This is a genomic window from Mycetocola sp. Y171 (genome assembly GCF_056713165.1).
In genome coordinates this window covers 1,079,658-1,100,692 of record NZ_JBWYGX010000002.1, presented here as the reverse complement: position 1 = coordinate 1,100,692, position 21,035 = coordinate 1,079,658, and the positions used below count along the sequence as shown (strand labels likewise).

The window sequence follows — 21,035 nt, the reverse complement described above, 5'->3', positions numbered from 1 at the left end:
TGACGGGTGGACTCCGTTCTTTCGCTTCTCCGAGGCATCCTGTATTTCGCCCTCCTGCTGTATTTCTTCGTCATGTGGGCCCGATTCGGTCTTGACCTCGTCCGATCCTTCAAGCCGCGCTGGCGGCCCAGGGGATTCGGACTGGTCGCAGCCGAACTCGTGTTCTCGCTGACGGACCCTCCGATCCGGTTCTTCCGGCGCATCCTCCCGCCGGTGCGGATCGGAGCCTTCGCCCTCGACTTCGGCTGGAGCATCACCATGCTGTGCGTCATCATCGCGATGACACTGGTGAATCTGCTCCTGCGCTGATGCGTGAGGCGGGGTATCCTGTAACCCACGTGCCCGACCAGTCGAAATTCCAGCAGACCGCTGCGAGGATTTGCTAGCGTAGGCACGTCCATACGAGCTCAAACAAGTAAGAGGTGGGAAGCCATGGCGCTAACTCCGGAAGACGTCGTCAACAAGCAGTTCCAGCAGACCAAGTTCCGCGAGGGCTACGACCAGGACGAAGTTGATGACTTCCTGGACGAGGTGGTCGTCGAGCTTCGCCGCCTGCTCCAGGAGAACACGGAGCTGAAGGCACGTCTCGAGGGTTCCGACACCGGTGAAGCCCGCACGGCAGAGCCCGTCGCAGCCGCAGCCGCTCCTGCAGAGGTGGCCCCGTCGCCCGTCGCCGCTCCCGTGGAAACGCCCGTCACCCCGTCGGCAGTTGCCGACGACTCCGAGTCCTCATCGAGCCTGCTCCAGCTGGCTCGCCGCCTGCACGACGAGCACGTCCGTGAAGGCGCCGAGAAGCGCGATGCGCTCGTCGCTGAGGGTCACGCCACCGCGGCGCGCGTCGTCGCCGAGGCCGAGGCCAAGCAGCGCGCACAGATGAAGATCCTCAACGACGAGAAGTCCGCTCTCGAAGAGAAGATCGACGGACTCCGGATCTTCGAACGCGAGTACCGCCAGAAGCTGCGCGGCTACATCGAAGGTCAGCTGAAGGAACTGGACGCCAACGGCGGTCCGGCAGCGCAGGGCACCGGCTCCGGCTATGTGACCAGCGAAAAGTCCAACGCTTAAGGTCTTGCCGAAAAAACCTGCTGGTTCTCCCAGTGTGCGGGCGCTCGTCGTCGTGGCCGTCATCGCGGTCACGGCGCTTGCGCTCGATCAGTTCACGAAATACCTCGTCGTCTCCAACCTGCCGCTCGGCGAGCAGGTGAAGGTTCTTGGCGATCTGCTCATTCTGCAGTTCGTCAAGAACCCGGGGGCGGCGTTCTCGCTTGCCGCAGGCAGCACCTGGATCTTCTCGATCCTGGCGACCGCCGTTACGGTGGCGATCATCGTCTTTGCGCGCAGGATCCGGTCCATCGGCTGGGCCGTCGTCTTCGGGCTTCTCCTCGGTGGCGTGCTCGGCAACCTCACCGACCGGCTGTTCCGCGAACCGTCGTTCGGCCTCGGTCATGTCATCGACTTCATCTCCACACCGTGGATGATCCCGGCGATCTACAACATCGCTGACATCTGCATCGTCGTCAGCATGGGGCTGTTCATCATCCTCACGATCAGGGGAATCAACCTGGACGGGACGAGGACGGTGTCCTCGAAGGATGCCGACGCCTCAGCCGCTGAAGGCGAAGGCGCTGAAGGCGAAGGCGCTGAAGACGAGGCCGCTGAGGCACCGAAGGGGGAGACCCCGGCCGGTTCCGTCGAAGCCGCCCCCCTGAGAGACTCTCCGGTCGACCACCCCGCCGAGCCGCGCCGGTCGGACGCCTGATGGAGTCCCGCAGCCTGCCCGTCCCCGACGGGCTCGAGGGCTCGCGCGTCGATGCCGGTCTCGCCAAGGTGCTCGGCTTCTCGCGGAGCTTTGCCGCAGAAGTCGCCGAAGCCGGTGGCGTCACGATCGACGGCCAGCAGGCGGGCAAATCCGACCGCCTTCACGCCGGAAACTGGCTCGAAGTGAGCTGGACGCCGAAACAGGAACCGGTGATCGTCCCCGTCGTCGTCTCCGACCTCACCGTCGTGCATGACGACGACGACATCATCGTGATCAACAAGCCCATCGGCGTCGCCGCGCACCCGTCGGTCGGCTGGACCGGTCCGACCGTCCTCGGGGCCCTCGCCGGCGCCGGATACACCGTCTCGACGTCCGGTTCCGCCGAGCGCGCAGGTATCGTCCACAGGCTCGACGTCGGAACGACGGGGCTCATGGTCGTCGCCAAGAGCGAGCGCGCGTACACGCAGCTCAAGCGGGCGTTCCACGACCGTGAGGTCGACAAGGTGTACCACGCGGTCGTCCAGGGTCACCCTGACCCGCTTGCAGGCACGATCGACGCGCCGATCGGGCGTCACCCCCGCCACGATTGGAAGTTCGCGGTGACCGCGGACGGCAAACCGTCGATCACGCACTACGAGACCGTGGAGGCGTTCCCCAGTGCCTCGCTACTCGAGATCCACCTGGAGAGCGGCAGGACCCATCAGATCCGGGTCCACATGGCCGCCCAACGGCATCCGTGCGTCGGCGACCCGCTGTACGGCAGCGACCCGACGCTCGCCGCGCGACTGGGCCTCACCAGGCAGTGGCTTCACGCCGCCCAGCTCTCGTTCACCCACCCGGGCTCGGGCGACTGGGTCACCTACGATGCGCCATACCCGGCTGACCTCCAGCACGCCCTCGATGTCCTCCGTGAGGATTAGGCTGGGAGTTCATCCCCCAGCTCCACGGAGAAGTCTTGCCCTCATCTGACGACTCGTTCGTTCACCTGCACGTCCACAGCGAGTACTCGATGCTCGACGGTGCCGCCCGCGTCAAACCGCTCATCGAAGCCGCAGTGGCCGAGGGGATGCCTGCAGTCGCTGTCACCGACCACGGCAACATGTTCGGTTCGTTCGATTTCTGGAGCACGGCGACAGCCGCCGGCATCAAACCGATCATCGGCACAGAGGCCTACATCACCCCTGGGACCCACAGGAGCGACAAGACCCGTGTGAAGTGGGGAACGAGCGCCCAGGGGCGCGACGACGTCTCCGGTAGTGGTGCGTACACCCACATGACCCTGCTCTCCGAGACCACGGAGGGCATGCACAACCTGTTCAGGATGTCGTCGCTCGCGTCGATCGAGGGCTACTACTTCAAGCCCAGGATGGACCGCGAGGTGCTCTCCACCTACGCGAAGGGCGTCATCGGAACGACCGGCTGTGCCGGTGGTGAGATCCAGACCCGCCTGCGGCTCGGGCAGTACGACGAGGCGAAGGCGGCTGCGGCCGAGTTCCGCGACATCTTCGGCAAGGACAACTTCTTCTGCGAGGTCATGGACCACGGCATCGACGTCGAACGCCGCACCATGACCGACCTGTTCCGGCTCGCGAAAGAGCTGGACCTGCCTCTCGTCGCCACCAACGACCTGCACTACACGCACGCGCACGACGCCAAGGCGCATGCCGCGCTGCTCTGTGTCCAGTCCGGCTCGACCCTCGACGACCCCAACCGGTTCAAGTTCGACGCAGACGAGTTCTACCTCAAGTCGGCCCAGCAGATGCGCCAGATCTTCCGCGACCACCCTGAGGCGTGCGACAACACGCTGGCCATCGCCGAGCGATGCAACGTCGAGTTCAACACCAAGGCCAACTACATGCCGCGGTTCCCGGTCCCTGCCGGTGAGTCCGAAGAGACCTGGTTCATCAAGGAGGTCGAGCGAGGACTCGTCGAGCGGTACCCGAACGGCATCTCAGACGAGGTTCGGGCGCGGGCAAACTACGAAGCAGGCGTGATCGTCCAGATGGGCTTCCCCGGCTACTTCCTCGTCGTCTCCGACTTCATCAAATGGTCGAAGGAGAACGGCATCCGTGTCGGCCCCGGCCGCGGTTCGGGTGCAGGGTCGATGGCCGCGTACGCCATGAAGATCACCGACCTCGACCCGATCGTGCACGGCCTCATCTTCGAGCGATTCCTCAACCCCGACCGCGTGTCCATGCCCGACTTCGACGTCGACTTCGACGATCGGCGCCGCGGCGAAGTGATTCGGTACGTCACCGAGAAGTACGGCGACGAACGCGTCGCCCAGATCGTCACGTACGGCACCATCAAGGCGAAGCAGGCGCTCAAGGACTCCTCGAGGGTTCTCGGGTTCCCGTTCGGGATGGGCGACAAGCTCACCAAGGCGATGCCGCCGCCCGTCATGGGCAAGGACATCCCCCTCGAGGGGATCTTCGACAAGACCCACCCGCGCTACAAGGAAGCCGTCGACATCCGGACGATCGTCGAAACGGATGCCGAGGCCAGGACGGTCTTCGACACCGCACTCGGCATCGAGAACCTCAAGCGGCAGTGGGGTGTGCACGCTGCAGGCGTGATCATGTCGAGCGACCCGCTGATCGACATCATCCCGATCATGAAGCGGGAGCAGGACGGCCAGATCGTCACGCAGTTCGACTACCCGGCCTGCGAAGCTCTCGGACTGATCAAGATGGACTTCCTCGGGCTGCGCAACCTCACGATCGTCAGCGACGCACTCGACAACATCGAATCGAACCGCGGTACCAGGATCGAACTCGAACAGCTCGCCCTCGATGACCAGGGCGCATACGAACTGCTCTCGCGCGGTGACACCCTCGGTGTCTTCCAGCTCGACGGCGGCCCGATGCGCAGCCTGCTCCGCCTGATGAAGCCGGACAATTTCGAGGACATCTCCGCCGTGATCGCCCTCTACCGGCCGGGGCCGATGGGTGCTGACTCGCACACCAATTACGCACTGCGCAAGAATGGCCTGCAGGCGATCACACCTATCCATCCTGAACTCGAGGAGCCGCTCCAGGAGATCCTCGGAGGGACGCACGGTCTGATCATCTACCAGGAGCAGGTCATGAGCGTGGCGCAGAAGCTGGCCGGCTTCTCGCTCGGGCAGGCAGACATCCTGCGCCGCGCCATGGGCAAGAAGAAGAAGTCGGAGCTGGACAAGCAGTTCGAGGGCTTCAGCGGCGGCATGCACGAACGCGGATACTCGGACGCGGCGATCAAGGCCGTCTGGGACATCCTCCTTCCGTTCTCCGACTACGCATTCAACAAGGCTCACTCGGCCGCATACGGGGTGGTGTCCTACTGGACCGCATACCTCAAGGCGCACTACCCGGCCGAGTACATGGCGGCGCTGCTCACGAGTGTCGGTGACTCGAAGGACAAGGCGGCCATCTACCTCAACGAGTGCCGCCGGATGGGCATCCAGGTGCTCCCACCGGACGTCAACGAGTCGATCGGTTTCTTCCGCGCCGTCGGCGAGGACATCAGGTTCGGGCTCGGTGCCGTTCGAAACGTGGGGTTCAATGTCGTCGAGGCCATCAGTGCCGCGCGGGAACGGGAGGGGGAGTTCACCTCGTTCCACGACTTCCTCCGCAAGGTGCCCCTGCCTGTGGCCAACAAACGCACGATGGAATCTCTGATCAAGGCTGGAGCATTCGATTCCCTCGGGGCGACGAGGCGCGGCCTGATCGAGATCCACGAGGACGCCGTCGACTCGGCCGTGAGTCTCAAACGCAACGAAGCAAACGGGCAGGTCGACCTCTTCGGCGGCATCTTCGAACTGGATGCCACGGCCCAGGTGACGCCTGACCGCCCGGAATGGTCCAAGAAGGACAAACTCGCGTTCGAACGCGAGATGCTCGGCCTGTACGTCTCGGACCACCCGCTCGCCGGACTCGAGCTGCAGCTGGCCAAACACGCGACGACCACGATCACCGACATGCTCACCTCCGAGCACACGCAGGACGGCGACACGGTGACGATCGCCGGTCTCACCACGAGCGTGCAGCACCGTGTCGCGAAGACCTCCGGCAACCAGTACGGCATGATCCAGGTCGAGGACTTCGGCGGTGAGATCACCGTCATGTTCATGGGCAAGGCGTACCAGGAGTTCGCCCCGACGCTCGTGAACGACTCCGTCGTCGTCGTTCGCGGCCGCGTGAGCATGCGGGACGACGGCATGAACCTGCACGCGTACAGCATCTTTTCGCCGGAGATCGAGCAGGGCGGGGTGTCAGGTCCGCTGACGCTCACGATGCCGGATGCCAGGGCGACGACCGAGCTCGTGACGCAGCTCGGCGGCATCCTCTCCAGGCACTCCGGAGACGCCGAAGTGCGGCTCAAGCTCGTCAGGGGCGACGTCGCGCGTGTGTTCGAGATCCCGTACCCGGTGAAGGTCACACCCGACCTGTTCGGCGAGCTCAAGTCGTTGCTGGGCCCGAATTGCCTCGGTTAGGATCGGCTACGCTCGAACCGGACCACCACCAGCTGGCCTGGCGAACGCCCGTATTGCCGTGAACGAAGGATTTCCCATGACGAACCCGCAGACACCGCAATACCAGGAGGGCACGCCCGCTGACGCAGGCGACGCGCCCCAGCAGGGAGCCTTCGCGCCGCAGCAGCCGTCGTTCGCGCCTCAGCAGCACGGCGCCCAGCCGGTCGGCTACCCGCCGTTCGACCAGTACCAGCAGCAGGCCCCTCAGGGGTACCAGCAGCCTCCGCAGGGGTACCAGCAGCAGTACCCGCAGCAGGGGCAGTACACCCAGCAGCCGTACCCGCAGCAGTACGCGCCCGCCCCGCCGCCGCGGCCGCAGAGGCCCGCGCGTCCGAAGACCGATCCGAACGGCGTGCCGTACGGCATCGGAGGATTCACCCTCCGCGAGGTGCTGTTCCTCGGCACGACGGTGTTCGTTCTCATCGCGTCCTTCCTGCCGTTCCTCGGCGGCGACTACGCCGACGTCTTCGGCTACACCAGTGTCTGGGCACCAGCACCGTGGCTCGCGATTCCTGCCGTCCTCGTCCTCGTGGCAGCTGCGGTGCTTCTCGCCGTTCGGCGACTCGCACCGGCCCGGCCGCTCCGCGTCGGTTCGCTGTCCGTCGACCAGTACGCCTCTGTGGCATCCGTCGTCACCGCAGGCTTCTATCTCGGCGCGCTCTTCCTCATCAGCGGATTCCCGGCATGGTTCGGCGGAGGATCCGACCTCCTCGTTCCCGGCGCCGGCGTCATCGTCGGGCTCCTGTTCTCCCTCCTGGCCGTCGTTCTGACCACGCTGGCACCAGTGATCCCGCTGTTCGCCGGCGATTTCTCCGGGCGAGAGGAGTCCGTCGCCCACCGGGTCGCCCGTCCGTCAGGACTCGTTGCCCGCCGCCCACGGGTCGAACGCCCGGCAGCACCCCAGCAGCCGGGCGCCTACCCCGGGCAGCCAGGAGCGCCGCTTCAGCCCGCAGGGCCAGGCGAGTACGCCGCATACCAGCGCCGTGGCTCCCAGCCGGCGCCTGCCCCTCACGACCCGGGCGCCCAGGCGTTCCCACTCGCGGGAGCGGATACCGCAGCGCCGGTGGCGCCGGAGGCAGTTCAGCCGCCATCGGCGGAGACATTCACCGACACTGCAGCCCCGGTCACGGTCGAACCGGATGCCGCCCCGACCGAGGTCTCTCGAGATGCCCAGGTCGAATCCCCGGCCGAGACCGCACCGGACGACAGCGCGCCGGAGCCGTCGGACCCCGGGCAGGACGTCTCCGAGGACCAGCCCCGTCCGCATGAAGACGCGCAGCCGCTCGACCCGGCATTCGTGGCCGCCGACGTCCCTGCCGTCGACCCCGTCGCGTCGGTTTCAGCGACGCAGGTCATCGACGCCCACGACGATCTCGACGACGACCAGGGCGCAGGCCCGGCACCGGTGTCTGCGTTCAGTCACGTCTCCGCGCGGTCCGCCGGTGACTCCGACGACGACGAAGGCACCGATCGGCTCGCGGCAGGGGAGCAGGCGGCCGAATCCCCGACCACTGTGTTCTCGACCCAGCCGTTCTGGGTCTACTCGCCTGTGCCTCGCCAGGTGATCGACGAGCAGACAGGGGCGACGGTCTTCGAGATCGGACCGACCGCGTGGGCGCTGGCGATCATCGATCGCGGCGCCGAGCTCGTGATCCGCCACGATGACGGCCGGATCGGCGTTCTCCGTGACCTCGAGGGCATCACCCGCGGCTAGGCGATCTCTCCCGGGCGCACGTAGCGGCGCTCGTGGTAGATCAGCGGCTCGTCGTCTGGGCCGATCTCACCAGACTCGATCTGAACGACGACGACAGCGCTGTTGTGGACCTGGAGACGTTCGATGATCCGTCCGGTCATCCACGTCGTCACACCGTCGAGAATCGGGAGACCGTTCTCGCCCTCGTGCCAGTGATCGCCGACGAATCTGGCGGCGTTGTCTCCGCTCATGATCTCGGCGAGACGGCGGTTGCGCGCTCCGAGCATGTGGATGACGACGCGGTCGGTGGACACGATGGCCGGCCACGAACTCGCGCTTCTGGCCATGTTGAATGTCGCGAGAGGCGGAACAGCCGACAGCGAGGCGAGGGAAGTGGCGGTGAATCCGACCGGGTCGCCGTCCGGTTTCCTGGCGGTGATGGCGGCCACACCGGCGGCGTGACGCCGGAACGCTGCCTTGAACGCATCCAGGTCTGGTTGCATCGGATTCATTCTGTGCGCTCTCTTTCCGGTCGCCGACAGCCAACCGACCATCCGTGTGCATCAACGAGTGTTCCGCAGGAATATTCCGGGGCGAGAGCGGGCCGATAGGCTGGTATCGCCATGATCCAGACCATTGACCTGCGCGGTGTCAAGCCTACTCGCGCTGAACTCCTGCAGCTCATTCCCCGCCCGGCGGTCGACGTCTCGGTCGCGTCAGCGGCTGCCGAGCGGCTGATCGACGAGGTGCGAACCGAGGGCGAGGTCGCGCTGCACCGTCACGCCGAGCAGTTCGACGGCGTGAGCGACACCCCGATCAGGGTGTCCGCCTCGGACATCGCCGCGGCCGTCGAAGCCCTCGACCCCGATGTCCGGGATGCCATCGAAGCGGCCATCGAACGGGTCAGGACCGCGACCCGGGTGCAGGTCCCCGCCCCCGTGACCACGAGGCTGACCCCTGGCGCGACGATCAGGCAGCGCTGGCAGCCCGTCGACCGCGTCGGGCTCTACGTGCCTGGCGGCAAGGCCGTCTACCCGTCGAGCGTCGTCATGAACGTCGTTCCTGCGCAGGTGGCCGGTGTCGGATCCATCGCGCTCGCGTCACCGGCGCAGCGCGAGCACGGCGGGAAGGTCCACCCCACCATTCTCGCGGCGGCCGGGCTGCTCGGCGTCACCGAGATCTACGCCATGGGGGGCGCGAGCGCGATCGGTGCCCTCGCCTACGGGGTCCCCGGCCTCGGCCTCGACCCGGTCGACGTTGTCACCGGGCCAGGCAACATCTTCGTCGCGGCCGCCAAGCGGCTGGTCCGCGGCCAGGTCGGCATCGACTCCGAAGCGGGCACCACCGAAATCCTCGTCATCGCAGACGTCGACGCCGACCCGGCGCTCGTCGCCGCAGACCTTGTCAGCCAGGCCGAACACGACGAGGCGGCCGCATCGCTCCTCGTCACCGACTCCGTCGACCTCGCAGAGGCCGTCGAGGCCAGGCTCGGGGTCCTCGCCGCGAGCACGACCCACTCGGCCCGCGTGACTGAGGCGCTGGGGGGACCGCAGTCGGCGATCGTCCTCGTCGACGACCTCGCCGCAGCCGCGCGGTTCAGCAACGCGTACGGACCCGAACACCTCGAGATCCAGACCGCGGACGACGAGGCGGTCCTCGCGACGATCACCAGCGCAGGAGCCATCTTCCTCGGCGCCCACTCGCCAGTCAGCCTCGGTGACTACCTCGCGGGGTCCAACCACGTCCTGCCGACAGGAGGACAGTCGCGTTTCGCGTCCGGTCTCGGTGCGTACACGTTCCTGCGCCCTCAGCAGGTGATCGACTACGACCGCGCCGCACTCGGCGAGGTCGCTGACCGGGTGCTCGCCCTGTCGAACGCCGAGGCGCTTCCTGCACACGGCGACGCGGTCAGCGCGCGGTTCCCTGAGCGGTAGCGGCTTCGCGTGGCGCGGGTCGATCGGCTTCGCGCGGGTGAAAGACACCCGCGCAGAGCCGGAACACCGCGCGGGCCGTGCGCGCCGTACAGCGGCCGGACCACCTCGAGCTTCGACTAGTCTTGAGCCATGTTCTGCCCGTTCTGCCGTCACCCCGATTCACGCGTCATCGACTCCAGGACCAGCGATGACGGTCTCTCGATCCGTCGCAGGCGACAGTGCCCCGAGTGTGGCCGCCGTTTCTCGACCACGGAGACAGCCAGTCTCAACGTGATCAAGCGCAGCGGAGTCGTCGAGCCGTTCAGCCGCGAGAAGGTCGTCTCTGGGGTGCGCAAAGCCTGCCAGGGCCGCCCCGTCACCGACTCCGACCTGGCCGTGCTGGCGCAGAAGGTCGAGGAATCGATCCGCCAGACCGGCACCAGCCAGATCGACGCGAACGAGATCGGACTGGCCATTCTCACGCCGCTCCGTGAACTGGACGAGGTCGCCTACCTCCGGTTCGCCAGCGTGTACCAGGCGTTCGAATCCCTCGAGGATTTCGAGGACGCCATCACCCTGCTGCGCAACGAGCACGCAGAACCGGTTGCGTCAGCGGATGCCGCATCACCGACCGCGCAGGCGTGACATCCGCCGCACGGTAACCTTGCACACGCATGTATCGCTTCCTCTTCACCCACGTCCTGTCCAGGCTCGATCCTGAACGCGCCCACCACCTCGCCTTCGTGGTGATCCGCACCCTGCCCAGGGTCGGCCTCACCGCAGCAGTCCGCCGGTTCACCCGGCCGTCGGCGGATCTCGGCGTCGACACCCTCGGGTTGCACTTCGACACGCCGTTCGGCGTCGCTGCCGGGTTCGACAAGGACGGCGAAGCGGTTCTGGGACTCGGGGCGCTCGGGTTCGGTCACGTCGAAGTCGGGACGCTCACCGCACACGCGCAGCCGGGCAACCCGAAGCCGCGCCTGTTCCGTCTTGTCCCCGACCGTGCAGTCATCAACCGGATGGGGTTCAACAACGGGGGAGCGGCATCCGCCGCCCGCCGGCTTGCCCGCCTGCGTTCGGTTCCCGGCCGACCAGTGCTCGGCGTGAACATCGGCAAGAGCCGCGTCGTCGGTGTGGATCACGCCATCGACGACTACCTCGAGAGCACGAGGCTGCTCGCCCCGCTCGCCGACTATCTCGTCGTCAATGTCAGCTCCCCGAACACCCCTGGCCTGCGCGGCCTGCAGGAACTCGACAAGCTGGCTCCACTGCTGGTCGCCGTCAAGCAGGCTGCTGGCAGGACCCCGCTCCTCGTGAAGATCGCGCCCGACCTCACCGATGACGAAGTCCGGCGGATCGCCGAACTGGCCGTCGGGGTCGGACTCGACGGGATCATCGCCACGAACACCACGATCGCCAGGACGTCGCTGTCGACACCGGCGGCCACCGTCGAGGCCGCAGGCGCAGGAGGGCTCTCAGGCGCTCCGCTCGCCGCGCGATCGCTCGAGGTGCTGCGGCTCATCCGGTCGAGCGTCCCTGAAAGCCTGTGCGTCATCTCGGTCGGCGGGGTGGAGACGGCGGCAGACGTGGCCGACCGCCTCGCGGCCGGTGCGAGCCTCGTGCAGGGCTACACAGCGTTCCTGTACCGCGGCCCGCTCTGGGCGCGCCAGATCAACCGAGGCCTGTCCGAGCGCCTGTCGGCATCCTGACCGACCACAGCCAGATCAGGCGGGGCGCTGTCCGCGCTTGACCTGGGGCTTCGGCAGGCGCAGTACGCGCATCTGGAATGCCCGCATGGCGGCATACCAGCGCACACCGCGTTCGACAGAGGTCTCGCCGAACTTCGCGCCGAGCTTCTTCTTCACCGAGAAACCGAGCCAGACGGCGTCGAGGACGGCGATCGCGAAGAAGACCCAGAGCAGCAGCATCGCGTAGACCTGGACGACAGGCGGGAACAGCGTCAGGACGATCACGACGAACATCACGGGGATGAGGAACTCGCCGATGTTGAAGCGGGAGTCGACGACGTCGCGGACGAAGCGCTTCTGAGGGCCGCGGTCGCGGGCAGGGAGGTAACGCTCGTCGCCTGCGGCGAGGCCGATCCTGGCCTTCTCGCGGGACTCGGCCAGTTTCGCTTTCGCGGCCTTCTGCGCTTCCTTGCGGTCGCCGGGGACGAGCGGGCGCTTGTTCAGGGCCTCCCGTTCCTTGCGGGTGGGGGTCGGCCTGCCCTTTCCTGAGTTGCCGGCGAGACGGTCAGCGGTCTCCTCCGGCGTTTCGAGGACGGGCTCGGAAGACGAGTCTGGGGTGTGCTTGGTCACGATGATTCCTTGCGCTGGATATCTCTTAAGATTACCTGCATGACCGATACCGACGAGAACGTCTCTCGAACCCCGTCCGCCGTCGATGACGCGATCCGTTCGGCGGTCGCAGGCGGACTGCCGTCCACCATCGCCGACCTGTCCCGCCTCGTCCGGATCCCGAGCGTGTCGTGGGCGGCTTTCGACCCTGCCCATGTGAAGGAGAGCGCCGAAGCCGTCGCTGCCCTCGTCGAGAACACCGGGCTGTTCGACAGCGTCACGATCACCCAGGCGCCCATCGGCGACACCACGGAACTCGGCCAGCCCGCGGTCCTGGCGACCCGCCGTGCGAAGAACGGCCGACCGACGGTCATGCTCTACGCCCACCACGACGTCCAGCCTCCAGGGAAGGACGAGGACTGGGACTCGAAGCCGTTCGAGCCGACCGTGCGCGGCGACCGCATCTACGGCAGGGGAGCCGCGGACGACAAGGCCGGTGTCATGGCGCACATCGCGTCTCTGAGGGCGCTCACCGAAGCCGTCGGCGACGACATCGACCTGGGACTTGCCCTCTTCATCGAAGGGGAAGAGGAGTTCGGCTCCCGGTCGTTCGCGAACTTCCTCACCGCCAACCGCGACGCACTCACCGCTGACGCCATCATCGTGGCCGATTCGAGCAACTGGGACGAGAAGACGCCTGCCCTCACCATCGGGCTCCGCGGCAACGTCACCTTCCGGCTCACCGTCAGGACGCTCGAGCATGCCTCCCACTCGGGCATGTTCGGGGGAGCGGTTCCGGATGCCATGCTGGCCACGATTCGCCTCCTCGCCACGTTCTGGGACGCAGAGGGCTCCGTCGCCATCGACGGGCTGACCAGGTACGCGGGGGAGACTCCCGCATACACCGAGGAGCAGCTCCGAGAAGAGGCCGGCCTCCTGCCGGGAGTGCAGCCGATCGGAACCGGTTCGCTCCTCAGCCGGATCTGGAACCAGCCGTCGATCACCGTCACGGGGATCGACGCCCCGACGGTGGCCAACGCTTCCAACACCCTCGCTCCCTCCGTGGCCGTCAAGGTCAGCGTGCGGGTCGCCCCCGGCCAGACCGCAAGGGATGCCGCAGACGCCATCGAGAGCCACCTCACCAGGAACGCGCCGTTCGGCGCCGGCATCGAGATCGACGACCTGGACCTCGGTGACCCGTTCCTCGTCGACACCAGCGGGTACGCCGTCGGTGAGGCCAAGCGGGCCATGGCAGACGCGTGGGGAGTCGACCCGGTCGAGCTCGGTATCGGCGGATCGATCCCGTTCATCGCCGATCTCGTCCGTGAGTTCCCCGACGCGGAGATCCTCGTCACCGGAGTCGAGGACCCCCACTCGCGGGCGCACAGCCCCAATGAGTCGCTCCACCTCGGCGTGTTCCACCGCTCCGTGCTGGCCGAAGCGCTGCTGCTCGGCAGGCTCAACGCGCATCAGCGCTGAGCCGACATCCGACCTGCCGGGAATTCCCCCAGCTCGCGCCCGGTTACCGTGCGTAGAATGACATCAGATTTCGCAACCCCTGCGAGCACGACCAACCAAGGAGAGTCATGAGCGACACGACACTGACATCCGCCCCGCCCGCCCACGGTGTCGGGCTGAGCGACACGGCAGCTGCCAAGGTGAAGAGCCTGCTCGAGCAGGAAGGCCGTGACGACCTCCGTCTGCGCGTCGCCGTCCAGCCCGGCGGCTGCTCCGGCCTCATCTACCAGCTGTACTTCGACGAGCGCGTCCTCGACGGTGACGCCACCGTCGACTTCGGCGGCGTCGGAGTGATCGTCGACAAGATGAGCGTTCCCTACCTTGACGGTGCGTCGATCGACTTCGAGGACACCATCCAGAAGCAGGGATTCACCATCGACAACCCGAACGCCGGCGGCAGCTGCGCGTGTGGAGACAGCTTCCACTAGGCGGATTTTCAGGAATTCATGCAGGGGACGCGCCGGGAACGGCGGGTCCCCTGCATCTTTTAACCCCCGCGGGGCCGCCGGAAACCGGGCAGCACGCGCCAAATGGTCGAGAGCGGGGCGATCGATCGGGCTAGACTGATGGCTGAAATAACACTGTCATCGAAAGGTCCCAGGTGCGCTCGAATCGTCGACTCCGATGGGCTGCTATACCGGTTGCCATCACGCTTGCCGTGGTTCTCGCCGGCTGTACCCAGGCCGAACTGCACGGCTATCTTCCCGGATTCGTGGAGGGCGAAGCGCCCGTCACGAATCACACCGAGCGCATAGCAGGGCTGTGGACCACATCGTGGATCGTGCTCCTGGGTGTCGGTCTGCTGACCTGGGGACTCATCATCTGGGCCATCGTGGTCTACCGCAGGAGGAAGGGCCAGACCGGCCTTCCTGTCCAGATGCGGTACAACATGCCGATCGAGATCTTCTACACGATCGTGCCCCTCATCCTCGTTCTCGGGTTCTTCGCCTTCACCGCGCGTGACCAGGCCGCCATCGAGACCCAGTACGAGAACCCTGACGTGGAGATCGAAGTCTTCGCCAAGCAGTGGGCATGGGACTTCGTGTACTCGGGCGCCGTCGACGGCGAAGACGTCTGGTCCGCAGGCGTCCAGGGCGAGCAGGAAGAGGGTGCCCCAGCAGGCGCCATCGACCAGGAGAAGCTCCCCACCCTCTACCTGCCGGTCGGAGCCGATGTCACCATCGCCCTCCAGTCCCGCGACGTCATCCACTCCTTCTGGGTCATCGACTTCCTCTACAAGAAGGACATGTTCCCCGGCAAGACCAACTACATGTCGTTCTCGCCCGAGCGCGAGGGCACATACGCGGGCAAGTGCGCCGAGCTCTGCGGCGAGTACCACTCCCTGATGTTGTTCAACGTCAAGGTCGTCTCGCAGGACGAGTACGACGACTACCTGCAGTCGCTCGCCGACGACGGAAACATCGGCGACTTCGGCGAGGACTTCTCTCGCAACACCAACCTGCCGGGAACCGACGCGCCGGCCCGCGTTGAGGAAGAGAACGAATAGTCATGGCTACAACACTCGAGATCCCAGCGGGCCAGGCCAGGGTCATCAACCGCAACACGGCCCAGCGCAAGGGAAACATCATCGTCAGCTGGATCACCTCCACTGACCACAAGACGATCGGGTACATGTACCTGATCGCCTCGTTCCTGTTCTTCTGCGTCGGCGGCGTGATGGCACTGATCATCCGTGCCCAGCTCTTCGAACCAGGCCTCAGCCTGCTCGAGACCAAGGAACAGTACAACCAGCTGTTCACCATGCACGGCACGATCATGCTGCTCATGTTCGCGACGCCACTGTTCGCCGGTTTCGCCAACGCGCTCATGCCGCTGCAGATCGGCGCCCCCGACGTCGCGTTCCCGCGACTGAACGCCTTCGCGTTCTGGCTGTTCCTGTTCGGCAGCCTCCTGGCCGTCGGCGGGTTCCTCACCCCGCAGGGTGCTGCATCCTTCGGCTGGTTCGCGTACGCACCACTGTCGAGTACGACCTTCTCTCCTGGCATCGGTGGGAACCTCTGGGTCCTCGGGCTCGCGCTTTCCGGATTCGGAACCATCCTCGGTGGTGTGAACTTCATCACGACGATCATCACCATGCGCGCGCCTGGCATGACGATGTTCCGGATGCCGATCTTCACCTGGAACACGCTCGTCACCTCGCTGCTCGTCCTGATGGCCTTCCCTGTCCTGGCCGCCGCGCTCTTCGCGCTCGGCGCCGACCGCGTGTTCGGCGCTCACATCTACGACGCCGAGAACGGCGGAGTGATCCTCTGGCAGCACCTGTTCTGGTTCTTCGGCCACCCCGAGGTCTACATCATCGCCCTGCCGTTCTTCGGGATCGTGAGTGAAGTCTTCCCCGTGTTCAGCCGCAAGCCGATCTTCGGATACAAGACCCTGGTCTACGCGACGATCTCGATCGCCGCCCTGTCCGTCACCGTGTGGGCCCACCACATGTACGTCACCGGCTCGGTCCTCCTGCCGTTCTTCTCCCTGATGACGATGCTCATCGCCGTTCCAACCGGTGTGAAGATCTTCAACTGGGTCGGAACGATGTGGCGCGGCTCAGTGACGTTCGAGACGCCGATGCTCTGGGCGATCGGCTTCCTGGTCACCTTCACCTTCGGTGGACTGACCGGTGTCATCCTCGCATCGCCTCCGCTCGACTTCCACGTGTCAGACACGTACTTCGTGGTCGCGCACTTCCACTACGTGGTGTTCGGAACCGTCGTCTTCGCCATGTTCAGCGGGTTCTACTTCTGGTGGCCCAAGTGGACGGGCAAGATGCTGAACGAGAAACTCGGCTACTGGCACTTCTGGCTGCTGTTCATCGGCTTCCACACCACCTTCCTCATCCAGCACTGGCTCGGCGTGATCGGCATGCCGAGGCGGTACGCCACGTACTCGCCTGAGGACGGCTTCACCTGGATGAACCAGCTCTCCACGGTCGGATCGATGATCCTCGCCCTGTCGATGCTGCCGTTCTTCCTGAACGTCTACATCACGGCGCGCAAGGCACCGAGGGTGACCGTGAACGACCCGTGGGGCTACGGTGGATCGCTCGAGTGGGCGACCTCCTGCCCGCCGCCCCGCCACAACTTCACGTCGATTCCGCGCATCCGTTCGGAGCGTCCGGCCTTCGACCTGAACCACCCCGAAGCCGGCATCCCCGTCGGCATCGGCCCGGCGAAGGACGCCCCTGACGCCCCAACGTACGACCGCGCGGAAGGTGAAGTGAAGTAATGAAAGCGAACGTCAACCTCTTCTGGATCCTCGCCGTCTTCTTCGCACTCGTCGCGGGCATCTATGTGTACTGGAGCCTCGCGGCCGCAGAGGAGATCGAGTGGGTCGGCACCGTCGCACTCATCCTCTCCGCTGTGCTCTCGCTGTTCCTCGGCTTCTACCTCAACCGGGTGCACAAGCATCAGGGCGGCGAACTGCCCGAGGACACCCTGAGCGCCAACATCGACGACGGTGACCCCGAGGTCGGGCACTTCAGCCCGTGGAGCTGGTGGCCGATCATCATGGCCGGCGGTGGAGCACTCATGATGCTCGGTCTCTCGGTGGGCTTCTGGATCTCGTTCATCGCTGCCCCGCTGATCCTCATCGCGGTGATCGGCTGGACCTACGAGTACTACCGCGGATACCACGCTCGCTGAGCGGACCCCGCACGAGAGACGGCCAGGCGCTCAGCGCCTGGCCGTCTCTCTGTGTCCGGGCGGCTGATGCCGTGCCGGGGGACTCAGTCGCGACGGCGGAAGGTCAGCACGGAGACGGATGCCGTGACGCGCGTCGGAACATCCTGGCCCGCTGCGAGCGTGTGATGCGCAGACGGCCCCATGCCGAGCAGGAGCGCGAGGCTGTCGCCCTCGAGGTGCATGAAAAACTCCACCTCGGTCCGCGCTGCGAGGGTGAACCACGGGTCTGCTGAGCGGATCAGGTCGTCCGCCTTGCCCTCGGGTACGTCGAGCGCCAGACCGGCGGCTCGTGCCTCACGGAGATGCGCGCCGGTGGGGACGACGGCGAGAAAGGCACCGTCTGTATCGAGCACGCGGGCGAACTCGGCAAGGTTCCTGGGGGCGAAGACACTCAACAGGACGTCCTGGGACCGGTCGGCGAGCGGCAGGGGCTGCCAGACGTCGAGGACCACCCCCACAGCGCCTGGGACGGCTCCGACAGCGACGCGAACGGCTGCAGGCGACAGGTCGCTGGCGAGGGGAGCCGAGGACGGGAGGGCGGCGCACAGGGCTGAGAGGTAATAGCCGGTGCCGCAGCCGATCTCAGCGACCCGCAGACCGGGAGCATCCGTCACCGCCCGTCCCGCTGCGGAGACGGCCGCGGCGATCGGGGCATAGGCACCGGTGTCGAAGAAGCGGGCGCGGGCCTCGAGCATTGCGGCGCTGTCGCCGCTCACCCTGGTCCTGGGCGGCAGCAGCGACACGTAGCCGCGTTTGTTCACGTCGATGCGATGCCCGGCGTCACAGCCGAGAACGAGGACGTCGATGGGGGAGAGGGGCACCGATCCGCGACCGGCGGAGAAACAGAAGGGGCAGCGCAGCCCTCCTGCCAGATGGCGGAGGGTCAGCGCTGCCCGTTCGGGTGACGTGATCGCCTAGTGGTGGTCGTGCGAGGATTCGAGCTCGGTCTGCGAGACCGGGTCGATCCTGTCCTCGAAGAACCAGCGCGACAGGCTGGCACGGGCACGCTGCCCGACCGTGATCTTGCCGCGGGCGTTCGGGCGGATCATCAGGGGCTGGTAGCTCTCGTGGCTGACGAGCTTCCAGCGCTCGTACTCGTCGACGGGCTCGTGCACCTCGATGTACTCGCCACCGGGGAGGCGGACGATGCGTCCGGACTCGTAGCCGTGGAGGGCGATCGAGCGGTCCTTCTTCTGCAGGGCCAGGCAGGTGCGCTTGGCGATGAAGTACGCGATGACCGGTCCGACGAAGAGCAGGACCTGCAGCGTACGGATGACTCCTTCCATCGTGACGTGGAAGTGCGTCGCGATGATGTCGGAGCTGGCCGCTGCCCAGAGGCACGCGTAGAAGGTGACGCCTGCTGCACCGATGGCGGTGCGGGTCGCGGCGTTACGCGGGCGGTCGAGGATGTGGTGTTCGCGCTTGTCGCCGGTGACCCACGCCTCGATGAACGGGTAGATCAGGACGGTCACGATGAACAGACCGACGACGCCGAGGGGGACGAGGATGCCGAGCGACAGGGTGTGGTCGAGGATCACGATGTCCCAGTTCGACGGAGCCAGTCGGAGCACGCCGTCGGCGAAGCCGATGTACCAGTCCGGCTGGGTTCCCGCTGAGACCGGGGACGGGTCGTACGGGCCGTAGTTCCAGATCGGGTTGATCGTGAACAGCGATGCCATGAGCATCACGACACCGAAGACGATGAAGAAGAACCCACCTGCCTTCGCGGCGTAGACCGGGAGGACGGGGAAGCCGACGACGTTCTGCTGTGTGCGTCCTGGGCCGGCGTACTGGGTGTGCTTGTGCACGACGACGAACAGGAGGTGCAGGGCGATGAGCACGAGGATGATCGCCGGGAGCAGCAGGATGTGCAGCGAGTAGAGACGCCCGACGATGTCGGTGCCGGGGAACTCGCCTCCGAAGAGCAGGAACGAGGTCCAGGTTCCGATCAGCGGGATGCCCTTGACCATGCCGTCGATGATGCGGAGGCCGTTTCCGGAGAGCAGGTCGTCAGGCAGCGAGTACCCGGTGAAGCCCTCAGCCATGGCCAGGATGAAGAGGATGAAACCGATCACCCAGTTCAGCTCGCGCGGCTTGCGGAATGCTCCGGTGAAGAAGATGCGCAGCATGTGCAGGCCGATGGATGCGACAAAGAGCAGGGCTGCCCAGTGGTGGACCTGACGCATGAGCAGGCCGCCGCGGATGTCGAATGAGAGGTCGAGGCTCGACGCCATTGCGGCGGACATCTCGATGCCCTTGAGCGGGACGAACGATCCTTCGTAGTGGACCTCGGCCATCGACGCCTGGAAGAAGAACGTCAGGAACGTTCCTGACAGCAGGATGATGACGAAGCTGTACAGCGCCACCTCACCGAGCAGGAATGACCAGTGGTCGGGGAAGATCTTGCGGCCGAGCTCCTTGACGGCGGTCGAGATGCTCGTGCGCTCGTCGATGTAGTTCGACGCCGCTGCGGTGAAGCCACCGGACTTCTGAGCCGGTGTCGTGGTTTCGGCGGGGGCCGTGACGGTGTTCAATGACGCTCCCAGAAGCTTGGGCCGACAGGTTCGAGGAAGTCGCTCTGGGCGATGAGGTAGCCCTCGTCGTCGATCGCGATGGGAAGCTGCGGGAGGGGACGGGCTGCCGGGCCGAAGATCACGGCGCAGTGGTTGGTGACGTCGAACTGCGACTGGTGGCAGGGGCACAGCAGGTGGTGGGTCTGCTGCTCGTACAGGGCGACAGGGCAGCCGACGTGGGTGCAGACCTTGGAGTACGCGACGATGCCGTCGTACGACCAGCCCTTCTTGTCCTCATCCTCGACGAGGTCTTCCGGCTTGAGGCGCATGAGGAGGACGATGGCCTTCGCCTTCTCCTCCAGATAGCCCTCCGAGTGTCCGACTTCGGCCAGACTCTCCGGGATCACGTGGAACACGGAACCGACGGTGACGTCTGAGGCCTTGATGGGCACGCCGGACGGGTCACGGGCGAGTTTCTCGCCTTCCTTCCACATGGTGTGCTTCAGGAGGTCGACCGGGTTCTGGTTCTCAGGCGCGAGGCCACGGAACAGTACGACGGCAGGCAGCGGGAACGCGATGAGCGCACCGATGAGGCTGTTGCGGATCAACGAACGGCGACCGAAACCGGACTCGGTGTTCGCCTCGTCGAAGATCTCCACGGCACGAGCCCTGGTGTCTTCGCTTCCGCGGACCGGGTGGCGGATGTCGATGCCCTCCTGGTCGTGCATGATCGCCTTGCCCCAGTGCACGGCCCCGATACCGAGGGCGAGCAGTGCGAGCGCGAGGCCGATGCCGATGAAGAGGTTGTTCAGCCGGACGGACTCGAGGTCCTCCGGGATGATCGGGAACGCCATGTACGCCGCGATGGCCCACACGCTGCCCACGATCGACAGGTAGAAGAGGGTGTAGACCGTGCGCTCAGCACGCTTGTCCTTCTTCGGGTCGATGTCGGTGACACGGTGCCTGTGCGGGGGGAATCCCGGGTTCGGAACCGCGTCCCTGGCCACAACCGCCGTACCGACGGCGTGTTCGATGCCGTGGCCGTGGTCTGACGAGTCGGCAGCGGCGAGTTCCGTGCCGCTGTTACCGTCCTGTGCCATTGTGCTCCTTCGTAGTTCTGCGCGTTGTCATTGC

At 66.0% G+C, this 21,035-nt stretch carries 19 protein-coding genes; 14 read left to right on the top strand and 5 right to left on the bottom strand.

Going from position 1 to position 21,035, the window contains the following annotated elements:
- Window positions 1–6 precede the first annotated feature (6 nt).
- From AC1M2K_RS14945 to AC1M2K_RS14920, 6 genes are all read left to right on the top strand, one after another.
- Window positions 7–309 (top strand): YggT family protein, encoded by a 303-nt coding sequence (locus tag AC1M2K_RS14945; RefSeq protein ID WP_480236370.1) that lies wholly within the window; start codon window positions 7–9, stop codon window positions 307–309.
- A 123-nt stretch (window positions 310–432) separates the two neighbouring features.
- Window positions 433–1,065: a DivIVA domain-containing protein gene (locus AC1M2K_RS14940; RefSeq protein ID WP_480236371.1), complete on the top strand. Its 633-nt coding sequence runs from the start codon at window positions 433–435 to the stop codon at window positions 1,063–1,065.
- A 4-nt stretch (window positions 1,066–1,069) separates the two neighbouring features.
- Window positions 1,070–1,759 (top strand): signal peptidase II, encoded by a 690-nt coding sequence (gene lspA, locus AC1M2K_RS14935; protein WP_480241547.1) that lies wholly within the window; start codon window positions 1,070–1,072, stop codon window positions 1,757–1,759.
- Window positions 1,759–2,679 (top strand): RluA family pseudouridine synthase, encoded by a 921-nt coding sequence (locus AC1M2K_RS14930; protein ID WP_480241546.1) that lies wholly within the window; start codon window positions 1,759–1,761, stop codon window positions 2,677–2,679. The genes lspA and AC1M2K_RS14930 overlap by 1 nt, the downstream gene beginning before the upstream one ends.
- An 89-nt stretch (window positions 2,680–2,768) precedes the next feature.
- The gene (dnaE, locus tag AC1M2K_RS14925; RefSeq protein WP_480241748.1) at window positions 2,769–6,233 is read left to right on the top strand and encodes a DNA polymerase III subunit alpha; all 3,465 of its coding nucleotides are present in this window, start codon (window positions 2,769–2,771) and stop codon (window positions 6,231–6,233) included.
- A 76-nt stretch (window positions 6,234–6,309) separates the two neighbouring features.
- Complete coding sequence (locus AC1M2K_RS14920) at window positions 6,310–7,986, top strand: hypothetical protein (protein WP_480241545.1); 1,677 nt, start codon at window positions 6,310–6,312, stop codon at window positions 7,984–7,986.
- On the opposite strand, the gene AC1M2K_RS14915 is transcribed toward AC1M2K_RS14920, so the two are convergent.
- Window positions 7,983–8,468 (bottom strand): flavin reductase family protein, encoded by a 486-nt coding sequence (locus AC1M2K_RS14915; RefSeq protein WP_480236375.1) that lies wholly within the window; start codon window positions 8,466–8,468, stop codon window positions 7,983–7,985. The two genes, AC1M2K_RS14920 and AC1M2K_RS14915, sit on opposite strands and share 4 nt — an antisense overlap.
- A gap of 120 nt (window positions 8,469–8,588) precedes the next feature.
- Between AC1M2K_RS14915 and hisD the strand changes: the two genes are divergently transcribed.
- The 3 genes from hisD (at window position 8,589) to AC1M2K_RS14900 (ending at window position 11,587) form a co-directional block, all read left to right on the top strand.
- Window positions 8,589–9,899 carry a histidinol dehydrogenase gene (hisD, locus tag AC1M2K_RS14910; RefSeq protein ID WP_480241544.1) on the top strand — a complete coding sequence of 437 codons (1,311 nt, stop codon included), beginning with the start codon at window positions 8,589–8,591 and terminating at the stop codon, window positions 9,897–9,899.
- 129 nt (window positions 9,900–10,028) lie between these two features.
- Complete coding sequence (gene nrdR, locus AC1M2K_RS14905; protein ID WP_480236377.1) at window positions 10,029–10,523, top strand: transcriptional regulator NrdR; 495 nt, start codon at window positions 10,029–10,031, stop codon at window positions 10,521–10,523.
- A gap of 29 nt (window positions 10,524–10,552) precedes the next feature.
- Window positions 10,553–11,587, top strand: a complete 1,035-nt coding sequence (locus AC1M2K_RS14900) for a quinone-dependent dihydroorotate dehydrogenase (RefSeq protein WP_480236378.1) — start codon at window positions 10,553–10,555, stop codon at window positions 11,585–11,587.
- 15 nt (window positions 11,588–11,602) lie between these two features.
- Here the strand turns inward: AC1M2K_RS14900 and AC1M2K_RS14895 are convergent, their stop codons facing one another.
- Window positions 11,603–12,196, bottom strand: a complete 594-nt coding sequence (locus AC1M2K_RS14895) for a DUF3043 domain-containing protein (protein ID WP_480236379.1) — start codon at window positions 12,194–12,196, stop codon at window positions 11,603–11,605.
- A 39-nt stretch (window positions 12,197–12,235) separates the two neighbouring features.
- Here AC1M2K_RS14895 and AC1M2K_RS14890 point away from each other — a divergent pair, with 39 nt between their 5' ends.
- From AC1M2K_RS14890 to AC1M2K_RS14870, 5 genes are all read left to right on the top strand, one after another.
- Window positions 12,236–13,654 carry a M20/M25/M40 family metallo-hydrolase gene (locus AC1M2K_RS14890; protein ID WP_480241543.1) on the top strand — a complete coding sequence of 473 codons (1,419 nt, stop codon included), beginning with the start codon at window positions 12,236–12,238 and terminating at the stop codon, window positions 13,652–13,654.
- Between the two features lie 107 nt (window positions 13,655–13,761).
- Window positions 13,762–14,121 (top strand): HesB/IscA family protein, encoded by a 360-nt coding sequence (locus AC1M2K_RS14885; protein ID WP_480241542.1) that lies wholly within the window; start codon window positions 13,762–13,764, stop codon window positions 14,119–14,121.
- Between the two features lie 173 nt (window positions 14,122–14,294).
- Entirely contained in the window at window positions 14,295–15,200 is a 906-nt protein-coding gene (gene ctaC / locus AC1M2K_RS14880; protein WP_480241541.1) for an aa3-type cytochrome oxidase subunit II, read from the top strand.
- Window positions 15,201–15,202: 2 nt separating this feature from the next.
- A complete protein-coding gene (gene ctaD / locus AC1M2K_RS14875) occupies window positions 15,203–16,933 on the top strand; it encodes an aa3-type cytochrome oxidase subunit I (protein WP_480236383.1) in 1,731 nt (576 codons plus the stop codon).
- Entirely contained in the window at window positions 16,933–17,349 is a 417-nt protein-coding gene (locus AC1M2K_RS14870) for a cytochrome c oxidase subunit 4 (RefSeq protein WP_480236384.1), read from the top strand. Before ctaD ends, AC1M2K_RS14870 begins: the two co-directional genes overlap by 1 nt.
- A gap of 83 nt (window positions 17,350–17,432) precedes the next feature.
- Here AC1M2K_RS14870 and AC1M2K_RS14865 read toward each other — a convergent pair whose 3' ends face one another.
- From AC1M2K_RS14865 to qcrA, 3 genes are all read right to left on the bottom strand, one after another.
- Window positions 17,433–18,209: a methyltransferase domain-containing protein gene (locus tag AC1M2K_RS14865; protein WP_480241540.1), complete on the bottom strand. Its 777-nt coding sequence runs from the start codon at window positions 18,207–18,209 to the stop codon at window positions 17,433–17,435.
- Window positions 18,210–18,302: 93 nt separating this feature from the next.
- Window positions 18,303–19,922, bottom strand: a complete 1,620-nt coding sequence (qcrB, locus tag AC1M2K_RS14860) for a cytochrome bc1 complex cytochrome b subunit (RefSeq protein ID WP_480236386.1) — start codon at window positions 19,920–19,922, stop codon at window positions 18,303–18,305.
- Window positions 19,919–21,001: a cytochrome bc1 complex Rieske iron-sulfur subunit gene (gene qcrA / locus AC1M2K_RS14855; protein ID WP_480236387.1), complete on the bottom strand. Its 1,083-nt coding sequence runs from the start codon at window positions 20,999–21,001 to the stop codon at window positions 19,919–19,921. Before qcrA ends, qcrB begins: the two co-directional genes overlap by 4 nt.
- Between the last annotated feature and the right edge of the window lie 34 nt (window positions 21,002–21,035).